This is a genomic window from Tardiphaga sp. 709 (assembly GCF_032401055.1).
Taxonomy (GTDB): Bacteria; Pseudomonadota; Alphaproteobacteria; order Rhizobiales; family Xanthobacteraceae; genus Tardiphaga.
The window spans coordinates 2575973-2593429 of record NZ_CP135529.1 but is presented as its reverse complement, the minus strand read 5'-3'; the positions used below and the strand labels follow the sequence as shown (position 1 = coordinate 2593429).

At 62.9% G+C, this 17457-nt stretch carries 18 protein-coding genes; 11 read left to right on the top strand and 7 right to left on the bottom strand.

From position 1 onward, the window contains the following. The first annotated feature begins 37 nt into the window (after positions 1-37). From RSO67_RS12815 to RSO67_RS12785, 7 genes are all read left to right on the top strand, one after another. The gene (locus RSO67_RS12815; RefSeq protein ID WP_315843765.1) at positions 38-1705 is read left to right on the top strand and encodes an ABC transporter substrate-binding protein; all 1668 of its coding nucleotides are present in this window, start codon (positions 38-40) and stop codon (positions 1703-1705) included. A gap of 173 nt (positions 1706-1878) precedes the next feature. After that, positions 1879-2832, top strand: a complete 954-nt coding sequence (locus RSO67_RS12810) for an ABC transporter permease (protein ID WP_315843764.1) — start codon at positions 1879-1881, stop codon at positions 2830-2832. A gap of 28 nt (positions 2833-2860) precedes the next feature. Continuing rightward, positions 2861-3739, top strand: coding sequence for an ABC transporter permease (locus tag RSO67_RS12805; protein WP_410001885.1), 879 nt, complete (start codon positions 2861-2863; stop codon positions 3737-3739). Between the two features lie 4 nt (positions 3740-3743). Then, a complete protein-coding gene (locus RSO67_RS12800; RefSeq protein WP_315843762.1) occupies positions 3744-4805 on the top strand; it encodes an oligopeptide/dipeptide ABC transporter ATP-binding protein in 1062 nt (353 codons plus the stop codon). Position 4806: 1 nt separating this feature from the next. Further along, positions 4807-5004, top strand: a complete 198-nt coding sequence (locus RSO67_RS12795; protein ID WP_120287058.1) for a hypothetical protein — start codon at positions 4807-4809, stop codon at positions 5002-5004. Continuing rightward, positions 5001-6416 (top strand): amidase, encoded by a 1416-nt coding sequence (locus RSO67_RS12790; protein WP_315843761.1) that lies wholly within the window; start codon positions 5001-5003, stop codon positions 6414-6416. Before RSO67_RS12795 ends, RSO67_RS12790 begins: the two co-directional genes overlap by 4 nt. After that, positions 6413-7396 carry an ABC transporter ATP-binding protein gene (locus tag RSO67_RS12785; RefSeq protein WP_093757055.1) on the top strand — a complete coding sequence of 328 codons (984 nt, stop codon included), beginning with the start codon at positions 6413-6415 and terminating at the stop codon, positions 7394-7396. The genes RSO67_RS12790 and RSO67_RS12785 overlap by 4 nt, the downstream gene beginning before the upstream one ends. A gap of 7 nt (positions 7397-7403) precedes the next feature. Here the strand turns inward: RSO67_RS12785 and RSO67_RS12780 are convergent, their stop codons facing one another. The 3 genes from RSO67_RS12780 to RSO67_RS12770 all read right to left on the bottom strand — a co-directional run bounded on the left by RSO67_RS12780 (position 7404) and on the right by RSO67_RS12770 (position 9861). Continuing rightward, positions 7404-7892 (bottom strand): CinA family protein, encoded by a 489-nt coding sequence (locus RSO67_RS12780; RefSeq protein ID WP_315843760.1) that lies wholly within the window; start codon positions 7890-7892, stop codon positions 7404-7406. Beyond that, entirely contained in the window at positions 7889-8860 is a 972-nt protein-coding gene (locus RSO67_RS12775) for an MBL fold metallo-hydrolase (RefSeq protein WP_315843759.1), read from the bottom strand. The genes RSO67_RS12780 and RSO67_RS12775 overlap by 4 nt, the downstream gene beginning before the upstream one ends. Positions 8861-8946: 86 nt before the next feature. After that, positions 8947-9861, bottom strand: a complete 915-nt coding sequence (locus tag RSO67_RS12770) for a transcriptional regulator GcvA (protein WP_315843758.1) — start codon at positions 9859-9861, stop codon at positions 8947-8949. Positions 9862-9997: 136 nt separating this feature from the next. On the opposite strand from RSO67_RS12770, the gene RSO67_RS12765 reads away from it, so the two are divergent. Beyond that, positions 9998-10201, top strand: a complete 204-nt coding sequence (locus tag RSO67_RS12765) for a DUF1127 domain-containing protein (RefSeq protein ID WP_315843757.1) — start codon at positions 9998-10000, stop codon at positions 10199-10201. Positions 10202-10230: 29 nt separating this feature from the next. Further along, the gene (locus RSO67_RS12760; RefSeq protein ID WP_315843756.1) at positions 10231-10842 is read left to right on the top strand and encodes a GNAT family N-acetyltransferase; all 612 of its coding nucleotides are present in this window, start codon (positions 10231-10233) and stop codon (positions 10840-10842) included. A gap of 109 nt (positions 10843-10951) precedes the next feature. On the opposite strand, the gene RSO67_RS12755 is transcribed toward RSO67_RS12760, so the two are convergent. Then, complete coding sequence (locus tag RSO67_RS12755) at positions 10952-11791, bottom strand: oxidoreductase (RefSeq protein WP_315843755.1); 840 nt, start codon at positions 11789-11791, stop codon at positions 10952-10954. 119 nt (positions 11792-11910) lie between these two features. Between RSO67_RS12755 and RSO67_RS12750 the strand changes: the two genes are divergently transcribed. Then, on the top strand, positions 11911-12819 hold the full coding sequence (locus tag RSO67_RS12750; RefSeq protein ID WP_315843754.1) for a LysR family transcriptional regulator: 909 nt from the start codon (positions 11911-11913) through the stop codon (positions 12817-12819). A gap of 7 nt (positions 12820-12826) precedes the next feature. On the opposite strand, the gene RSO67_RS12745 is transcribed toward RSO67_RS12750, so the two are convergent. Both RSO67_RS12745 and RSO67_RS12740 read right to left on the bottom strand, forming a co-directional pair. After that, entirely contained in the window at positions 12827-13660 is an 834-nt protein-coding gene (locus RSO67_RS12745; RefSeq protein ID WP_315843753.1) for an enoyl-CoA hydratase, read from the bottom strand. 21 nt (positions 13661-13681) lie between these two features. After that, positions 13682-14383, bottom strand: coding sequence for an SDR family NAD(P)-dependent oxidoreductase (locus RSO67_RS12740; RefSeq protein WP_315843752.1), 702 nt, complete (start codon positions 14381-14383; stop codon positions 13682-13684). Positions 14384-14474: 91 nt separating this feature from the next. Here RSO67_RS12740 and RSO67_RS12735 point away from each other — a divergent pair, with 91 nt between their 5' ends. After that, positions 14475-16232, top strand: a complete 1758-nt coding sequence (locus RSO67_RS12735) for an acyl-CoA dehydrogenase family protein (protein ID WP_315843751.1) — start codon at positions 14475-14477, stop codon at positions 16230-16232. Positions 16233-16246: 14 nt separating this feature from the next. Here the strand turns inward: RSO67_RS12735 and RSO67_RS12730 are convergent, their stop codons facing one another. Then, the gene (locus RSO67_RS12730) at positions 16247-17392 is read right to left on the bottom strand and encodes an alpha/beta hydrolase (RefSeq protein ID WP_315844238.1); all 1146 of its coding nucleotides are present in this window, start codon (positions 17390-17392) and stop codon (positions 16247-16249) included. Positions 17393-17457 lie beyond the last annotated feature (65 nt).

The window sequence follows — 17457 nt, the reverse complement described above, 5'->3', positions numbered from 1 at the left end:
CCAACGTGTCATCCAAAGCCAAGAGGGACTGATTACGATGCGTATCGAAAAGCCGACAAAGAGCCGTCTCGCGGCAGCAGTCACGATGCTGACGCTCGCCACGGCCCTGACCTTGCCACAGGTGGCGCGCGCCGAAACGGTGCTGCGCATCGGCATGACCGCTGCCGACATTCCGCGCACGCTTGGCCAGCCCGATCAGGGCTTCGAAGGCAATCGTTTCACCGGCAATACGATGTATGACGGCCTGACCGGCTGGGATCTGTCGTCCGCGACCAAAGCGAGTGTCGTTATCCCGGCGCTCGCCACCGAGTGGGCAGTCGACGACGCCGACAAGAAGAAGTGGACCTTCAAACTGCGTCCCGGCGTCACTTTTCACGACGGTTCGGCCTTCAATGCGGACGCCGTGGTCTGGAATGTGGACAAGGTGCTCAAACAAGATGCAGTCCAGTTCGATGCCAGCCAGGTCGGTGTAACCGCCTCGCGCATGCCGACTTTGGTGTCGGCGAAGAAGATCGACGACATGACCGTCGAGCTGACCACCAAGGAGCCGGACTCCTTCCTGCCGATCAATCTCACCAACCTCTTTATGGCGAGCCCCACCAAGTGGCAGGCGCTGTTCGACAAGGCTGAAGGCGCCGATGCCAAGGCCAAGTCGCAGGCCGCATGGGCGGCCTTCGCGCGCGAAGCTTCTGGCACCGGCCCGTGGAAGATGTCGAAGTTCACGCCGCGCGAGCGTCTCGAACTGGTGAAGAACGACGCCTACTGGAACAAGGACCGTGTTCCGAAGACCGACAAGATGGTGTTGCTGCCGATGCCGGAAGCCAACGCACGCACCGCTGCGTTGCTGTCCGGTCAGGTGGATTGGGTCGAAGCGCCGGCGCCCGACGCGGTCAAGGAAATCACCGCGCGTGGCTTCAAGATCGAGAAGAACGAGCAGCCGCATGTCTGGCCGTGGCAGTTCTCCCGTGCCGAAGGCTCGCCGTGGAACGACATCCGCGTCCGCAAGGCCGCCAATCTCTGCATCGATCGTGAAGGCCTGAAGGATGGTCTGCTCGCCGGCCTGATGGTGCCGGCAAGCGGCACTTTCGAGCCGGGCCACCCCTGGCGCGGCAAGCCGACCTTCGAGATCAAGTATGACCTGAAGGCAGCGCAAGCGCTGATGAAGGAAGCCGGTTACGGCCCCACCAAGAAGCTCGAAGTGAAGACGCAGACCTCGGCGTCCGGCTCCGGCCAGATGCTGCCGCTGCCGATGAACGAATATCTGCAGCAGGCGCTGGCGGAGTGCTACTTCGACGTCAAGCTCGACGTCATTGAGTGGAATACGCTGTTCACCAACTGGCGCCGCGGCGTCAAGGATCCCTCGGCGAACGGCTCCAACGCCACCAACGTCACCTATGCGGCGATGGATCCGTTCTTCGCACTGGTTCGCTTCCTGCAGTCGTCGATGGCGCCGCCGGTCTCGAACAATTGGGGCTTCATCAACAATCCGAAGTTCGATGAACTCGTGACCAAGGCACGCACCACCTTCGATGCGACGGCACGTGACGCGGCGCTGGCCGAGCTGCACGCCGCTTCGGTCGATGACGCAGCCTTCCTCTACGTGGCCCATGACGTCGGTCCGCGTGCGCTGAGCCCGAAGATCAAGGGCTTTGTGCAGCCGAAGAGCTGGTTCGTCGACTTCTCGCCGGTGTCGATCACGCCGTAAGCAACAGGTGAATATCGGCCGCACATTGTGCAGCTGATATTCGCACGAACCTCTCCACGTCATGGCCGGGCTTGACCCGGCCATCCATGCCTTCTTCGCTGCAAAGACGTGGATGCCCGGGTCAAGCCCGGGCATGACGAACGAGGGGGCAGAGTCTGAACCGAAGGTGATTAGTGTTCGTCTACATCGCGCGACGCGTCGTCTATGTGATTCCTATCGTCCTCAGCGTGGCGCTGGTGTGTTTCCTGCTGGTGCACATCACGCCCGGCGATCCTCTCGTGGCCATTCTCCCCGCTGACGCATCGCAGGAACTGGCGCAGCAACTGCGCGTCGCTTACGGCTTCGATCGCCCGCTGCCGGTCCAGTTCGGTCTGTGGCTATGGCGTGCGCTGCATGGCGATCTCGGCAGCTCCATCGCCACCGGACGCCCCGTGCTGGCGGAAGTGCTGAAGGCCGTCGGAAACACCGTGACGCTGGCCATCGCCGCGGCGGCCATCGGCTTCACGCTCGGTCTGTTCTTCGGCCTGATCGCCGGCTATTTCCGCGACACCTGGGTCGACAAGGTGGCGACCTCGATCGCCATCGCTGGCGTCTCCGTGCCGCATTACTGGCTTGGCATGGTGCTGGTCATCATCTTCTCGGTGCAGCTCAACTGGCTGCCTGCGGTTGGCGCAGGGCCGGGCGGCTCCGGCTCATGGGCTTGGGACTGGGAGCACATCAAATATCTTGTGCTGCCGGCGATCACGACATCGGTCATTCCGATGGGCATCGTGACCCGCACGGTGCGTGCGCTCACAGGCGATATCCTGTCGCAGGATTTCGTCGAAGCGCTGCGCGCCAAAGGCCTGCAGGAAACCAAGGTGTTTCGCCACGTCATCAAGAATGCGGCGCCCACGGCGCTGGCTGTGATGGGCCTGCAGCTCGGCTACATGCTCGGCGGTTCGATCCTGATCGAAACCGTGTTCTCGTGGCCCGGTTCGGGGCTTCTTCTGAACTCCGCAATCTTCCAGCGAGACCTGCCGCTGCTGCAGGGCACGATCCTGGTGCTGGCGCTGTTCTTCGTGTTCCTCAATCTTCTGGTCGATATCGCGCAGGCATCGATCGATCCGCGCATCAAGCGGAGCTGACCATGCTGGATATCCTCTCATGACTGTAATGACAGACACCGCATTGCAGGCGGCGCCTGCCACCAAGGCCCGCGGCTATTGGGCCACGGTCGGCCGCCGCATCGTGCGCGACAAAGTCAGCATGGCCTGCGCGTTCATTCTGCTGCTGATCTTCCTGGCGGCGATCTTTGCGCCCTATCTGCATCTCGCAGACCCCTATCAGGGCTCGATGATCCGTCGCCTGCGCGCGATCGGTACGCCCAATTATCCGCTCGGCACCGACGAACTCGGCCGCGACATGCTGGCGCGCCTGATCTATGGCGGCCGTCTGTCGCTGTTGATCGGCATCCTGCCGGTGATCCTGGCCTTCATCATCGGGACGGGTCTTGGCGTTGTGGCCGGCTATGTCGGCGGCAAGCTCAATACCGCGATCATGCGCACCGTCGACGTGTTCTACGCGTTCCCGTCGGTGCTGCTGGCCATCGCGATCTCCGGCGCGCTCGGCGCCGGCATCGTCAATTCGATCGTGTCGCTGACCATCGTCTTCGTGCCGCAGATCACGCGTGTCGCCGAGAGCGTTACCACGGGCGTGCGTAACATGGACTATGTGGAAGCCGCGCGTGCCTCCGGCGCGAACGCTTTCACCATCATGCGCGTGCACATGCTGGGCAACGTGCTGGGTTCGATCTTCGTCTACGCGACTGGCCTGATCTCGGTGTCGATGATCCTCGCTGCCGGCCTGTCGTTCCTCGGCCTCGGTACCAAGCCGCCGGAGCCGGAATGGGGTCTGATGCTGAACACGCTGCGCACCGCGATCTATGTCAATCCGTGGGTGGCAGCACTCCCAGGCGCGATGATCTTCGCGGTGTCGATCTGTTTCAATCTGCTGAGCGACGGCATGCGCAGTGCCATGGATATCCGGAACTGATGGCATGAGTGATATTGTAGAAGAAATCGACAAGCTGGAGCCGCTGGAAGACATTGGCGGTGTTGCACAGCCGCTGTTGCAGGTGGTCAGCCTGACCAAGCACTTCCCCGTGCGCGGCGGCTTGTTTGCGCCGAGCAAGACCGTGCGGGCGGTGGACGATGTGTCCTTCGCCATTTCCAAGGGCGAGACCGTCGGTATCGTCGGCGAATCCGGCTGCGGCAAGTCGACGACAGCGCGGCTGCTGATGCATCTGATGCCGCGCAATTCCGGCGATATCATCTATGACGGCCGCACCGTCGGGCGCGAACTTTCGCTGCGCGAGCTACGCCGCGGCATGCAGATGGTGTTCCAGGATAGCTATGCGTCGCTTAATCCGCGCCTGACCATCGAGGAATCGATCGCCTTCGGGCCGAAGGTGCACGGCATGGCCGACAAGGCCGCGCGGCTGCTGGCGCGTGAGCTGCTCGGCAAGGTCGGCCTGCGGCCCGAGACCTTCGCCAACCGCTATCCGCATGAAGTCTCCGGTGGCCAGCGTCAGCGCGTCAACATCGCACGTGCGCTCGCGCTGTCGCCGCGTCTTGTCATTCTCGATGAGGCCGTCTCGGCACTCGACAAGTCGGTCGAGGCGCAGGTGCTCAATCTGCTGGTCGATCTCAAACGCGAATTCGGCCTGACCTATCTGTTCATCAGCCACGATCTCAACGTGGTGCGCTATATCTCCGACCGCGTGCTGGTGATGTATCTTGGCGAAGTGGTTGAACTCGGTCCGGTGGACGAGGTCTGGGACGGGCCGGCGCATCCCTATACGCGGGCGCTGCTCGCCGCGATGCCGTCATCCGATCCCGACAACCGTACCGAGACGCCGCCGATCACAGGCGATCCGCCGAACCCGATTGATCCACCGTCCGGTTGTCGTTTCCACACACGCTGCCCCTTTGCCGAAGCGATGTGCGGTGAGGCGACGCCGAAGCTGACTGAAATCACGGTAACCGGCCATCAGGCTGCCTGTTACATGGCGATTCCGGGCTCGGGACACAGCAAAGCACCTGCCGCAGGAGTGCAGTGACATGACCAAACCGACTGCCAAGCAGATCAAGGCGCTGACCGAAGTCAGCGGCCTTCCGGCCTCCGACGAGGTTGCGGAGCGCATCGCCAATTCGATCGGGCCGGCGTTCGAGGGATTCGCGGCTGTGGCTGGGACGCTGCCGTTCGATCTTGAGCCCGCGACCTTCCTCGCTGTTCAGAATACGAAGGCTGCCAAATGAGCGCGACCGAACCCGCATTGCTGTCGCTGACGGAAGTCGCCGACGCTATCGCCACAAAGAAGATTTCGTCGCGCGAAGCCACGCAGTCGTGCCTCGATCGCGCCGTGAAGTCGCAGCCGAGCCTCAACGCCTATATGTCGATCGAGGCGGATACGGCGCTGACAGCGGCCGACGCAGCCGATGCCGAGCTCGCCAAGGGGGAAAGCCGCGGCGTGCTGCACGGCGTGCCGCTGGCGCACAAGGACATGTATTACGACGAGGGACATGTCGTGACCTGCGGCTCGCATATTCGCCGCGACTGGGTGGCGACCACGACGGCGACATCGCTGCAGCGCCTGAAGGATGCCGGCACGGTGCGGCTCGGTTCGTTGCAGATGGTCGAATTCGCCTATGGCCCGCTCGGTCACAACGTGCATTACGGCGCCGTGCATAACCCCTGGCATGTCGATCACGTCACCGGCGGTTCATCGTCCGGCTCGGGCTCGGCCGTTGCGGCGCGTCTCACTTTTGCGGCGCTCGGCTCCGACACCGGCGGCTCGATCCGGCTGCCGGCGCATTTCTGCGGCGTCTCCGGTTTGAAAACGACCGTCGGTCTGGTCAGCCGCGCCGGTGCGATGCCGCTGTCGCAATCGCTCGATACGGTCGGTCCGCTGGCGCGCACCGTCGAGGATTGCGCGCTGCTGACCGGTCTGATGGCCGGTGCGGATCCGCTCGATCCGACCACCAGCACGCGCCCTGTGCCGGACTACATGGCGGCGACGCGCGTGTCCGCCAAAGGCATGACGGTCGGTATCCCCAAGGCGTTCTATGTCGACGATCTCGATGCCGATACCGCGGCCATTCTGCAGAACACCATTGCGACGCTAAAGGATGAAGGCATCAAGATCGTCGAAGTCGATCTGCCCAATCAGGGCCAGCTCACGGCAGCCTGCCAATTCGTGCTTGCGACGGAAGCCGCGGCAATGCACAAGCGCTGGATGATCGAGCGTCCGCAGGACTACGGCGCGCAGGTGCTGATGCGGTTGCAGAACGGTCTCGCGATCACCGGCGTCTCCTATATCGAGGCGCTGCGCTGGCGCGGTCCTGCGCTTGCGGCCTATCTCGCTGCGGTGACCGGAACTGACGCGGTGCTCGCTCCGGTCTCGCCCGGCGCGGCTCCGACCATTGCCGAGACCGATGTCGGCAACAGCTCGGGTGCTGAAGCGATGATCCAGCGCCTGACGCGCTTCACGCGCCCGATCAACTATCTCGGTCTGCCCGGTCTCTCGATCCCCGCGGGTTTCACCAAGTCGAAACTTCCGGTCGGCATGCAGCTGATTGGTCGGCCGTTCGATGAAGCGACGCTGGTGACCATCGGTGCTGCCTTCCAGCGCGCCACGGATTTCCACAAACAGTGCCCGGAGTTGGCATGAGCAATCTTGTCGAGGTTCGCAATCTCAACGTCCGGTTCGGCGGCGAACGCACCGTCTATGCGGTAAACGATCTCAATCTCACGCTCGGCGAAGGCGAGGTGCTTGGCCTGCTCGGCGAGTCCGGGTCAGGCAAGAGCGTCACTTTGCGCGCGCTGATGCGACTGCTACCCAAAAAGCGTACTCAGATCACCGGCACGGTCAACGTGCTCGGCAAGGACGTGCTGGCACTCGACGATGACGAGCTCTCGGCATTTCGCGGCCAGACGGTGTCGATGATTTTCCAGGAGCCTGCGCTGGCGCTGGACCCCGTTTATACGATCGGCCAGCAGATCGCCGAAAGCGTGATGCGCCACGAGGGCAAGAGCCAGGCTGAGGGCGTGAAGCGCGCGCTCGAAATGCTCGAGGTCGTGCGCATTCCCTCCGCCAAGCGTCGTCTCGATGCCTATCCGCACGAGATGTCCGGCGGCATGCGGCAACGCGCGATGATTGCGCTGGCGCTCGCCTGCAAGCCGAAGATTCTGCTCGCCGACGAGCCGACCACGGCACTCGATGCCACCGTGCAGATCCAGATCCTGCTCTTGCTGCGCGAGCTGCAGCGCGAGTTCGGCATGTCGATCATCTTCGTCACGCACGATATCGGCGTGGCCATCGAGATCTGCGACCGCGTCGCGGTGATGTATGCAGGTCAGATCGTTGAACAGGGCACGCTGAGCCAGATCGTGCGCTCGGCCGTGCATCCCTATCCGCAGGGGCTGCTGGCCTCGACCGTGCACGGCGCCAAGCGCGGGGCACGGCTTGAGACCATTCCCGGTACGCCGCCGTCGCTCGACAAGCCGCCGGTGAATTGCTCCTTCGCGCCGCGCTGCAAATTCGCCCAGCCGCGTTGCGTCGAGGCGCCGCCGCCGAATGTCGAACTCGCCGATAATCGTGTGGTGCGGTGTATTCTGGCGGAGCAGGCGGCAGCGGCAGTGCCGGCCTGACGCCTTCCTACCCCGCCAAATTCTTCAGCAGGAACGTCAGCGCCGTCTGCGCGAAACTGTGCATGTTGCCGGACCGGTCGCTGCTGCCGGTCTCCAGCGTCATGACCTCGTTCCGCGGGCCGGCGACGGCCATGCAGCTATGGCCGGCGGCGTCGCCGTAGCGATTGCCGGAGGGGCCGGTGGCGCCGGTCTCCGACAGACCCCAGTCGCAGCCGAGGCGGGTGCGGATCTGCGTTGCCAGCAGTTGTGCATAGGGCTCGGAAGACGAACGCATGCCCGGTACCCGAAACGCATCATCGGAAATATCCATCAACACGCGCCTTGCATCGCGCGTATAGATCACGCCGCCGCCGATGAAATAGGCGGAGGCGCCGGGCACCGCGAGCAGCGCGGCAGAAATCAGACCGCCGGTGGAGGATTCGGCTATGCCGATGGTCTGCTTGCGTGCGATCAGCTCAATGGCGATCTTCTCGGCGAGGGGAATGAGATCTCTCATGACTTCTTTCCCCAAGGTTTAGACCAGGGCCTGATCCACGGCTTCTTTGCCAGTGATCCGTAGACAGCGCGAATGAAATTCTTGCTGGCGGTTTCGTTCGGCGCCCATTTGGCGTCGAGATCGGCGAATGGCTTGGCCGCCAGAACCTCGTCCTCGGTCTTGCCTTCCTTGATCAGCTTCGCCATGCGATCGCGCGCCGTCACCAGCATGGTGCGATAGTCGACCAGCGCAGCCTTGTTCGCGAGCGGACCGTGGCCGGGAACGATCTTAGTGTTGTCATTCGCCAGTTTCAGATAGGCGTCTGTCGCTGCGATCATGCCCTTGATATTGCCGCCGTTGAGGAGATCGATATTGGGATAGCGGCCATTGCTGAATGTATCACCGGTCGCAATGACATTGGCGCTCTTGAAGTAGACATAGGTGTCGCCGTCGGTATGCGCGTTGTCGGGATGGCGCAGTTCGGCGATGCGGCCGGGCAGACTGAGTTTAAGCTGATGCGTGTAGGTGTTGGTCGGCAGCGCCGCCTTCGGCGCAGGCGGATTCTGCGCGCCGGTCAGGAAATTCGTGGTGCCCTTTTTCAGGCGGGTTCTGACCTTGACGTTGGCGACGATGGTCGCGCCTTCGTTGGCAAAGGCCTCATTGCCGCCGGTGTGGTCGCCGTGGAAATGCGTGTTGACGAGATACTTGACCGGCTGCGGTGTCACCGCGGCGATGGCGGCCTTGATCTTGTCATGCAGCGGGGCAAACTGGCTGTCGACGAGGATGGCGCCCGATTTGGCCGTGGCCAGCGTCATGTTGCCGCCCTGGCCTTCGAGCATGTAGACGCCGTCACCGAGGTCCGTGGTCTTGATCTCGACTTTTGAGAAGTCGGGCGGCGGCGGTGCTGCCGGCGGTGTGGGCGCCTGCTGTGCGAGCGCAGGCGCCAGCGCCAGAAGGGTGAAAACCGCGGCCAGTGTCGTCCGATTCATCGCAAGCTCCATTCCGAAACAGGCCAGACTTCTAGCATGTTTCGGATGGCGATCTGCTCGCGAACACGTGATGTCGACAATGCCGATCAGCGGCCAGGACGGTCACGCTCCGGCGGGACCTGCGAGAGCAGCCACTCACGAAAAGCCTTCAGCTTCCGCGAGTCCGAAGAGGCTTCGGGCGACACCAGATAGAAGCCGGCATCGGCGGGCAGGCTAATGTCGAACGGCATCACCAGCCGGCCCTTGGCCAGATCGCCCTCCACATAGGTGGTGCGGCCGATCGCGACGCCGAGGCCATCGATAGCGGCCTGCAGCGTCATGAAAATCATGTCGAAGGTCAGGTCCGGTTGCTTCGAAATATTGGCCGGCAGTCCGGCGGCGGTGAGCCAGAGCCGCCAGTCATCGTCGTAGCCGCCGCTCGAATGCAATAGTGTATAGCCGGCAAGGTCCTGCGGCTGTCGCAGCGCCTTTTTGCCGGTCAGGAGCGCGGGGCTGCACACCGGAAACAGATGATCGGCGGTGAGCCAGTCCGCGCGCAAGCCCGGCCATTGGCCGCGGCCGTAGCGGATCGCGGCATCGACATCGCCGCTCTTGAAATCGACCATGCTGGTCGACGTCGTGATACGTACATCGATATCGGGATGGGCTTTCTGGAACATCGAGATGCGCGGCAGGAGCCATTTCGACGCCATCGACGCAAGCGTGCTCACGGTCAGCACGTGGTCGTTGTCACGGCGCTTGAGTCGGTCCGTAGCAAGACGCAGATCGTTGAAGGCCGCGCGTACGCTCGGCAGATAGTCGTGTCCTTGCGGGGTGAGTGCGAGCGCACGGTTTTGCCGAATGAACAGTTTGAGACCGAGCTCCTCTTCCAGTCGCTTGATCTGATGGCTGATCGCGGTCTGCGTGACGTTCAGCTCGCTTGCCGCATTGGTGAAGCTCAGATGGCGCGCGGCGGCTTCGAAGGCGCGCAGCCCGTTGAGTGACGGCAACCGGGTGCTCATCCGCGCTCTCTCCCTGGCGATTCACCGCTCGTGCCATCCATGAATTTTTGTCATGTGATGCGGTGCACAATGTCGTTTGTGCGATTTGGAAATGAAGTCGATATTTGCCGCATAAATTTAGCTTCAGGAGAGAAAAATGTCTACTTGCACCCATGAATCGATGACAAATTATCATGCCCCGCTGAGCCTCGGAGCGATCGCTGAGACCCTTCACGTCTGGCGTGAGCGCGCCAAGCAGCGGCGTGAACTGGCGCAGTGGAGCGAGCGCGACATCCACGATGCGGGTTTCTCGGTGAACGACGTGATGGCTGAGGCCGGCAAGCCCTTCTGGCAGGCGTGACGCCCAAGGGATGTTAGGGAGCGACTGCGATGAAACATCTCAACCTCGATGATCTCGGCCAGTATTCAGACGTGCTGTTGCTGCGTAGCGGAACAGCCGTCACGGTGCGCTTTGTCGAGGTTGCAGATGCCGAAGCGTTGCAGGGCTATTTTCGCGGCCTGTCGACGCGTTCGCGCTACAATCGCTTCATGGGTGCCGCCAGTGAATTGCCGGCCGGGCAGCTGCAGAAGTTCATCCATGTCGGCGAGGCCGACAGCTTTTCGGTCGTCGCAACGATCTCGCGCGATGGTGCGGAGACGATTGTCGGGGAAGCCCGCTATGCGTTCGATGAACTGACATCCCGTTTCGAGATGGGACTGTCTGTTGCCGACTCCATGCAAGGGCAGGGCGTCGGCGCGGCGCTCCTGTCCAATCTGGAGTGTCGCGCTGCGGCGTTGGACGCCGATTTTCTGTTTGGCGACACATTGCGCTCCAATGAGGCGATGCTCGCGCTGGCGCGCAAGGCCGGCTTCACATTCGCGCCGACACCGGGCGATTGGAAGCAGATGCGGTTCGAGAAGCAGATCGATACGACGCCGGCCCGAACATCTTGCGCAACATGGCGCCTTGCAGCGCAGTCGCTGCAGCCGACACTTGCCTGAGCGCGGCAAGATTAGCCACGCCGAGGCAAGAGCGACGCGACGAAGCAATCCAATTCCCTCTCTCTAGCTCCGGATTGCTTCGTCGCAAGTGCTCGTCCCGAAGACGGAATCAAGCTGTCTGTTTGGTAAAGTCGGTTGACGTAGCTACCTCGCGCCACGCTGCCAGTTCCTTCTCGACAAAAGCATGCTTGCTCTCGATCCGCGCAACCGTGTCGCTGCCGAGCGGCAAGCGGACCGGAGGGGTCTTGGCAGCCGCGAGCTGCATGAAGGCCTTTGCCAGCTTGCTGGGATCGCCGGGCTGCGCATGATTGGCGTCGGCGGCATGGCCGCGAGTCTTGCCGACGGTTGCGTGATAGTCGCCGATCTCGAGCGCGGTGCGCACCAGCGAGTTATCATCCAGAAAGTCGGTGCGAAAGAAGCCGGGCTCGACCACCGTCACATGGATGCCGAGCGGCGCGACTTCGGCGGCCAGCGCTTCGCTGATGCCCTCCACGGCGAATTTGGTAGAACCATAGACGCCCCAGCCGGGGAAGCCGGCATATCCGCCGACTGATGACACGTTCATGATGTGACCTGAGCCCTGCCGGCGCATATGCGGCAGCACGGCACGGGTGACGCCGAGCAGGCCGAATACATTGGTGGCATAGAGACGTTCGACTTCCTTGGCGCTGGCTTCCTCGATCGCGCCGAGCAGGCCATAGCCGGCATTGTTGACCAGCACATCGATGCGACCGAATTTTTTGACGGCTTCAGCCGCAGCTTCATGAGCCTGGGCTTCGTTGGTGACATCGAGCCGCGTGGCCAGCAGGCGTTCATGGGCACCGAGGCGTGCGGTGACGGCGCTGGGATCGCGGGCCGTTGCAACGACGGCGTCGCCCTGGGCCAACGCTTCTGCCGCGATGAGGGCGCCGAAACCGCGGGATGCTCCTGTGATGAACCAGACACGCATGATGGTCTCCCTTTCGTATGGCCCCGCGTCAGTGCCGGGCTGATGGGAGGAAACTAGCGGCTCGCCAGAGCTGAAATAATCCTCTATTTATTCCATGCGTTCATGAGCTGGATTCAACAATGAGCCTGATCGGCCCGGCCGACCTTGCCACCTTTCTGGCGATTGCCCGGCATCGCAGCTTTCGCAATGCCGCCGTCGAACTTGGCGTATCTGCTTCGGCATTGAGCCATGCCTTGCGCGGCATCGAGGAGCGGCTGGATATCCGGCTGGTCAATCGCACCACCCGCAGTGTCGCGCTGACCGAGGCCGGGGAGCGGCTGTTTGCGCGGGTTAGCCCGGCATTCCAGGACATCGATGACGCGCTGGAAGATCTCAATCATTTTCGTGGCAAGCCGGCGGGGACGTTGCGCTTCAATGCCGCCCGGCAATCCGCGCAGCTCGTGCTGCTGCCGATCGTCACGCGATTCCTGAAAGCCTATCCGGAGATCAATGTCGAGATTGCCGTGAATGACGGTCTTGTCGACATGGTCTCTGCCGGCTTCGATGCGGGTATCCGCTTCGGCGAAACTGTCGCAGCGGACATGATTGCCGTGCCTATCGGTCCGCGGCAGCGATCGGCCGTCGTTGCGTCACCCGGCTTCTTCAAGCAGCACAGGCCGCCGCAGACGCCACACGAGCTGAAGGATCTGCCCTGCATCCGCTATCGATTCTGGGGCGGTGCGCTTTATCGCTGGGAATTCGAGCGCGGCGGCATCGAGGTCGAGATCAACGTCACGGGCGCGCTCACCTTGAACGATCAGGACCTGATGGTGGACGCTGCGCTGGACGGAGCCGGGCTGGCTTACGTGTTCGAAGGACAGGTCGAGGAGTTGATCGCCAAGCGCAAGCTGGTGCGCGTGCTCGCCGACTGGTGCCCGGCCTATCCCGGCTTCTTCATGTATTATCCAAGCCGGCGACAACTGCCGGCGGCATTACGCGCCTTCATCGATTTTGCCAAAACGCCCGCTCCTGCAAAGTCGAAGACCTAGATGCGTTTCAGTTGCCTGAGAAGTTCGGCTTGCGCTTCTCGATGAAGGCTTGCACCGCCTCGCGGTGATCTGCCGTCATGGTCGTGCGGATCAGCCGCTCGGCTTCATGGTCCCGCGCCGTCGCAAAATCGAAGGCCAGTGCCTCGTCGAGATTGTCCTTCATATAGCGCAGTGCCAGCGTCGGCCCCTGCGCCATGCCGCGCGCCAGCGCGAAAGCCTCGTCCTGCAGCCTGTCGTCGGGCACCACGCGGTTGAACAACCCGATGGCTTCGGCGCGGCTTGCCTCCACTTTTTCGGCGGTGAACATCAGCTCGCGCGCGCGGGCTGTGCCGACGAGACGCGTCAACAGCCAGGCGATGCCGTAATCGCCGCTGAGACCGACGCGCAGATAGCCTGTCGAGACGAAAGCCGATTGCGCGGCGATGCGGATATCGCAGGCCATGGCGATGGCGAGGCCCGCACCTGCAGCAGGGCCTGGGAGCGCGGCAATGGTGGGCTTGCGCACGGCAACGAGGGCGCCGGTCAGGAGGCGCTGGCGCTCCTGCAGATCGGCGACACGCTCGTCGAACGACATCTCCAGCACCGTCTGCTTGCGATGCGCGCCCATGCCCTTCACGTCGCCGCCGGAACAGAAGGCGGTGCCGGCGCCGGTAATCAGTAGCGCGCCGACATCAGGATTTTCGCCGCAGGTGCGGATCATTGTGCGCAATGCGGGCGTCAGATGGTCCGACAGCGAGTTGCGCGCTTCCGGCCGGTTCAGGGTGATGACGGCCACGCGCTCGCGGATCTCACACAGCAGTTCACTGGTGCCGGTGTCGATGACCTTTACGGCTTCGCTCATGTGTCTCGCCCCGTTCTCGCGTCAGAATTTCTCGACCCATGGACGGATTTCGAGCTCCGAACTCCATGCACTGCGGGGCTGCTGTAGCACGTTCCAGTAATTCATGGCGATGGCATCGGGGTCGAGCATCGAGTCCGGCCTGTCCGCTGGCTCAACGCGGACTGAACTGCGAATACCGCCATCGATGACAAAGTGGGCGATGTGAATGCCCTGCGGCGCGAATTCGCGGGCCAACGACTGGGCCATGCCACGCAAAGCGAACTTGCCCATGGCGAAGGGAGCCGATTGCGCAAAGCCCTTGATACTCGCGGAGGCACCAGTGAACAGGATGGCGCCGTGCTTGTTGGGCAACATGCGCTGCAATGCCTGTTGCGCGACCAGAAATCCGCCGAAGGCGCTAACTGCGATGGCTTGTGCAACATCGGGAGGTGCGAGCTCGATGAAAGGCCCGCGGGCGCGCTGGCTGGCGTTGTAGACAACGATATCCGGCGCGCCGATCTGGCGTTCGACATCTGCAAACAGTCTGGCCACATCTTCGGCCTGGGTCGCGTCGCAGGCAAAGGCCTTGGCGCCGGTCTCCTGGCACAGCGCATCCAGCTTGCCAGGATTGCGGGCGGCGAGTGCGACGCGGATGCCATGTTTGGACAGCAGCCTCGCCAGCGATGCGCTGATACCCTCACCGACGCCGACGATCAAAGCGGTTTCGTAATGCGGAATTTCCATGGATCAAATCTCCGGCTGGGGCACTTTATTCGCTGGCGCGGCAGGCGCATGATGAAGATGGAAACGCAACTGCCAAACACAAGAGGTCGTCATGAACGCCCACGCCCAGATTGCCGCCAATCTGATCGCACCCGATACGTCCGGCATGAACTTCTACCGCGCCGATCCGGCGCTGACCGATCTGCTGCGTATTCATCTGCCGGAGGATCTGTTCAACCATATCGAACCGCATCTTGATCGGCTGGGCGGTCTTGTTGGTGGGCCGCTCGATGAAGCGGGGCGGATGGCCGACAAGCATGGACCAGTGCTGCATCAGCGCGACAAGTTCGGCCAGGACGTGCAGTGGGTGGAATATCACCCGGCCTATCGCGAGCTTGAGAACGCAGCCTTCGGCGAATTCGGCATTCACGCTTTGTCGCATCGCAAGGGGATCATGGGCTGGCCCTCGACCTATCCGGTGGCGGCCAAACACGCCTTTACGTTCCTGTTCAACCAGGCCGAGTTCGGCATGGGGTGTCCCATCAATGTCACCGATGGGGCGGCCAAGTTGCTCTCGAACTATGGTGATAACGCACTGAAGGCGAAATATCTCGACGGCTTGACGCAGACCGACATGAGCAAGCTGACCCAGGGCGGCCAGTTCATGACCGAGAAGGAAGGCGGCTCCGACGTCGGCAAACTGACGACGCGGGCCGTGCAGGAGGGCGATCACTGGCGGCTGTATGGAGAAAAGTGGTTCTGCTCCAATGCCGATGCGAAGGTCGTGATGCTGCTGGCGCGGCCGGAAGGTGCGGTCGGCGGCACCAAGGGCGTCGGCCTGTTCCTGATGCCGCGGACGCTCGATGACGGCACGCCCAATCACTACCGGATCGTGCGCTTGAAGGACAAGCTTGGTACGCGGTCGATGGCGTCAGGTGAGATCAAGCTCGAGGGCGCCATTGCATATGCCGTTGGCAAGCTCGATCGCGGCTTCGTGCAGATGGCCGAGATGGTGAACTCGTCGCGTCTCTCGAATGGCGTGAAGTCGACCTCGCTGATGCGCCGCGCCTGGCACGATGCGATGGCAGTCGCGCGCGGCCGTGTCGTATTCGGCCAGCGCATCATCGACATGCCGCTGGCGCGGCGGCAATTGATGAAGATCATGGTGGCGACCGAGCAGGCGTTGTCGATGAGCTTCCTCACTGCGGATGCGCTGGACCGCGCCGAAGCCGGCAGCCAGGACGCCGCAGCGCTGCTGCGGATCCTGACGCCGACGCTGAAATTCCGTGCCACGCGTGATGCGCGCAAGGTCTGCGGCGATGCGATGGAGATGCGCGGCGGTGTCGGTTACATCGAGGAATTCGCCACCGCGCGGCTGCTGCGCGATGCGCATCTCGGCTCGATCTGGGAGGGCACCGGCAATATCGTAGCGCTGGATGCGCTGACGCGTGCCGTGGGCCGGCATGGCGCGGAAGCCGCGCTTGCGGCCGATCTGCATGCGCGGCTGGACGATTCTCCGAGCGTGCCACAGGCATGGCGCGATCGGCTGCGCGGTCTCGCCGACCGTGCCATCGGCTTCGCGCGCGAGGTCGCCGCACGGTCGGACAACGAAGGCGACGCCCGCCGTGCGACCAGTTCTCTGTATCATGTGGCCAGTGCCGTGGCACTCACATGGGAAGCGCACCGCATCCACGCACGACGCGGCGATGCGCGGCGTCTGCTGTTGTCGCGCCTTGTCATCGATCATCGCCTGATGGCGCCCGATCCGTTCGCGCTGGTGGAAACCGAGACGCAGAAGCAGATCGTCACGCATCTGCTCGGCGAGCGCGATGTCAGTATGGCGGAGGCCGGCCGGCTCGTGCTGGCCTGATCTGATCGCAGGGGCTATGACGGCGGGCTGTTGTCTTTCAGGAACTCGAGCAGCAAGCGGCTGACCTCTTCTGGTTGCTCCTGTTGCACCCAATGGCCCGCGCCGTCGATCAGATGAACCGCGCGCATGTCCGTGCAGGCGCTGTTCTGCATGGCCTCGATGGCGCCGGGACGCTGATAGATGCCCCAGTCCTGCTTGCCCGAGATGAAAGCTGAGGGCACGTCGATGGTGCGCCCGGCGAAGGTCTCGTAGTCTGCATTGAACGCGCCTGTCGTGTTGCAGCGGTACCATTGCAATCCGCCCTGGAAGCCGGTCCGGGCATATTCGCCGGCATAGAAGGCCAGCTCATTGTCCGGCAGCCATTTGCACAATGCGACCTGCTCGGGCGTCGGCATTTCCGCAGCGACGGTCTCGGCCATGGTCTGGCCGCGGTCCATCACATAGTAGGTTGGCAATTTCGCGAGTTCGCTCGCGGTCCAGCCTTGCAATGGAGTGGGCGTATTGCCCGACCAGTCCGCACTTTTGTGATGATAATAGGCGCGCAGGAAATCATGCACGCCTTGCGGCGCGTGCTGCATATGCGCGTTGGCATCGCGCGTCGCGTAGTACCACTGATAGTGGATGCGCGGCCGCGGCAGTGCGGCGAGGTCGCGATGCACGGGATCTTCCGCCTTTGGCGGAGCCGGCTGATCGGCGGTACCGAATGGCAGCGGCGGAGGCCCGGCGAAGGGCGCACTCATCAGCACGACGGATTTGAAGACATCCGGCCGCACCAGTGCGCACCATGCTGCGACCGAGCTGCCGTAGTCATGTCCGACCACCGCATCGACATGGCGATAGCCGAAGGCTGCGACCAGCCCGACCGCATCGCGCACGAGGTTGAGCAGATTGAAGGGACGCAGATCGCCATCATAGTCGGCGCTCCAGCCGGTGGTGCGGCCATAGCCACGCTGGTCCGGTGCAATCACGTGATAGCCGGCCGCGGCCAGCTGCGGCATCACCTTGCGCCAGCTGAAGGCCAGTTCGGGAAAGCCGTGCACCAGCAGGATGCAGGGCCGGCCCTTGGTTTCGAAGCCGGCCTCCAGCACATGGACGCGCAAACCGTTGATGTCCTCGACAAAGCGCGAGCGAATTCCAGCCGGCAGAATGTTGGGATCGATGGGTGTCACGTCGCCTCCATGCTGCACTTGTGCGGCAGCGTGAGTGCACTCCAGCGCAAGCACCG

Coding starts and splice junctions, on each gene's coding strand:
- RSO67_RS12815 (WP_315843765.1), top strand. CDS start 38: ATGCGTATCGAAAAGCCGACAAAGAGCCGTCTCGCGGCAGCAGTCACG.
- RSO67_RS12805 (WP_410001885.1), top strand. CDS start 2,861: ATGACAGACACCGCATTGCAGGCGGCGCCTGCCACCAAGGCCCGCGGC.
- RSO67_RS12800 (WP_315843762.1), top strand. CDS start 3,744: ATGAGTGATATTGTAGAAGAAATCGACAAGCTGGAGCCGCTGGAAGAC.
- RSO67_RS12795 (WP_120287058.1), top strand. CDS start 4,807: ATGACCAAACCGACTGCCAAGCAGATCAAGGCGCTGACCGAAGTCAGC.
- RSO67_RS12790 (WP_315843761.1), top strand. CDS start 5,001: ATGAGCGCGACCGAACCCGCATTGCTGTCGCTGACGGAAGTCGCCGAC.
- RSO67_RS12785 (WP_093757055.1), top strand. CDS start 6,413: ATGAGCAATCTTGTCGAGGTTCGCAATCTCAACGTCCGGTTCGGCGGC.
- RSO67_RS12780 (WP_315843760.1), bottom strand. CDS start 7,892: ATGAGAGATCTCATTCCCCTCGCCGAGAAGATCGCCATTGAGCTGATC.
- RSO67_RS12775 (WP_315843759.1), bottom strand. CDS start 8,860: ATGAATCGGACGACACTGGCCGCGGTTTTCACCCTTCTGGCGCTGGCG.
- RSO67_RS12770 (WP_315843758.1), bottom strand. CDS start 9,861: ATGAGCACCCGGTTGCCGTCACTCAACGGGCTGCGCGCCTTCGAAGCC.
- RSO67_RS12765 (WP_315843757.1), top strand. CDS start 9,998: ATGTCTACTTGCACCCATGAATCGATGACAAATTATCATGCCCCGCTG.
- RSO67_RS12760 (WP_315843756.1), top strand. CDS start 10,231: ATGAAACATCTCAACCTCGATGATCTCGGCCAGTATTCAGACGTGCTG.
- RSO67_RS12755 (WP_315843755.1), bottom strand. CDS start 11,791: ATGCGTGTCTGGTTCATCACAGGAGCATCCCGCGGTTTCGGCGCCCTC.
- RSO67_RS12750 (WP_315843754.1), top strand. CDS start 11,911: ATGAGCCTGATCGGCCCGGCCGACCTTGCCACCTTTCTGGCGATTGCC.
- RSO67_RS12745 (WP_315843753.1), bottom strand. CDS start 13,660: ATGAGCGAAGCCGTAAAGGTCATCGACACCGGCACCAGTGAACTGCTG.
- RSO67_RS12740 (WP_315843752.1), bottom strand. CDS start 14,383: ATGGAAATTCCGCATTACGAAACCGCTTTGATCGTCGGCGTCGGTGAG.
- RSO67_RS12735 (WP_315843751.1), top strand. CDS start 14,475: ATGAACGCCCACGCCCAGATTGCCGCCAATCTGATCGCACCCGATACG.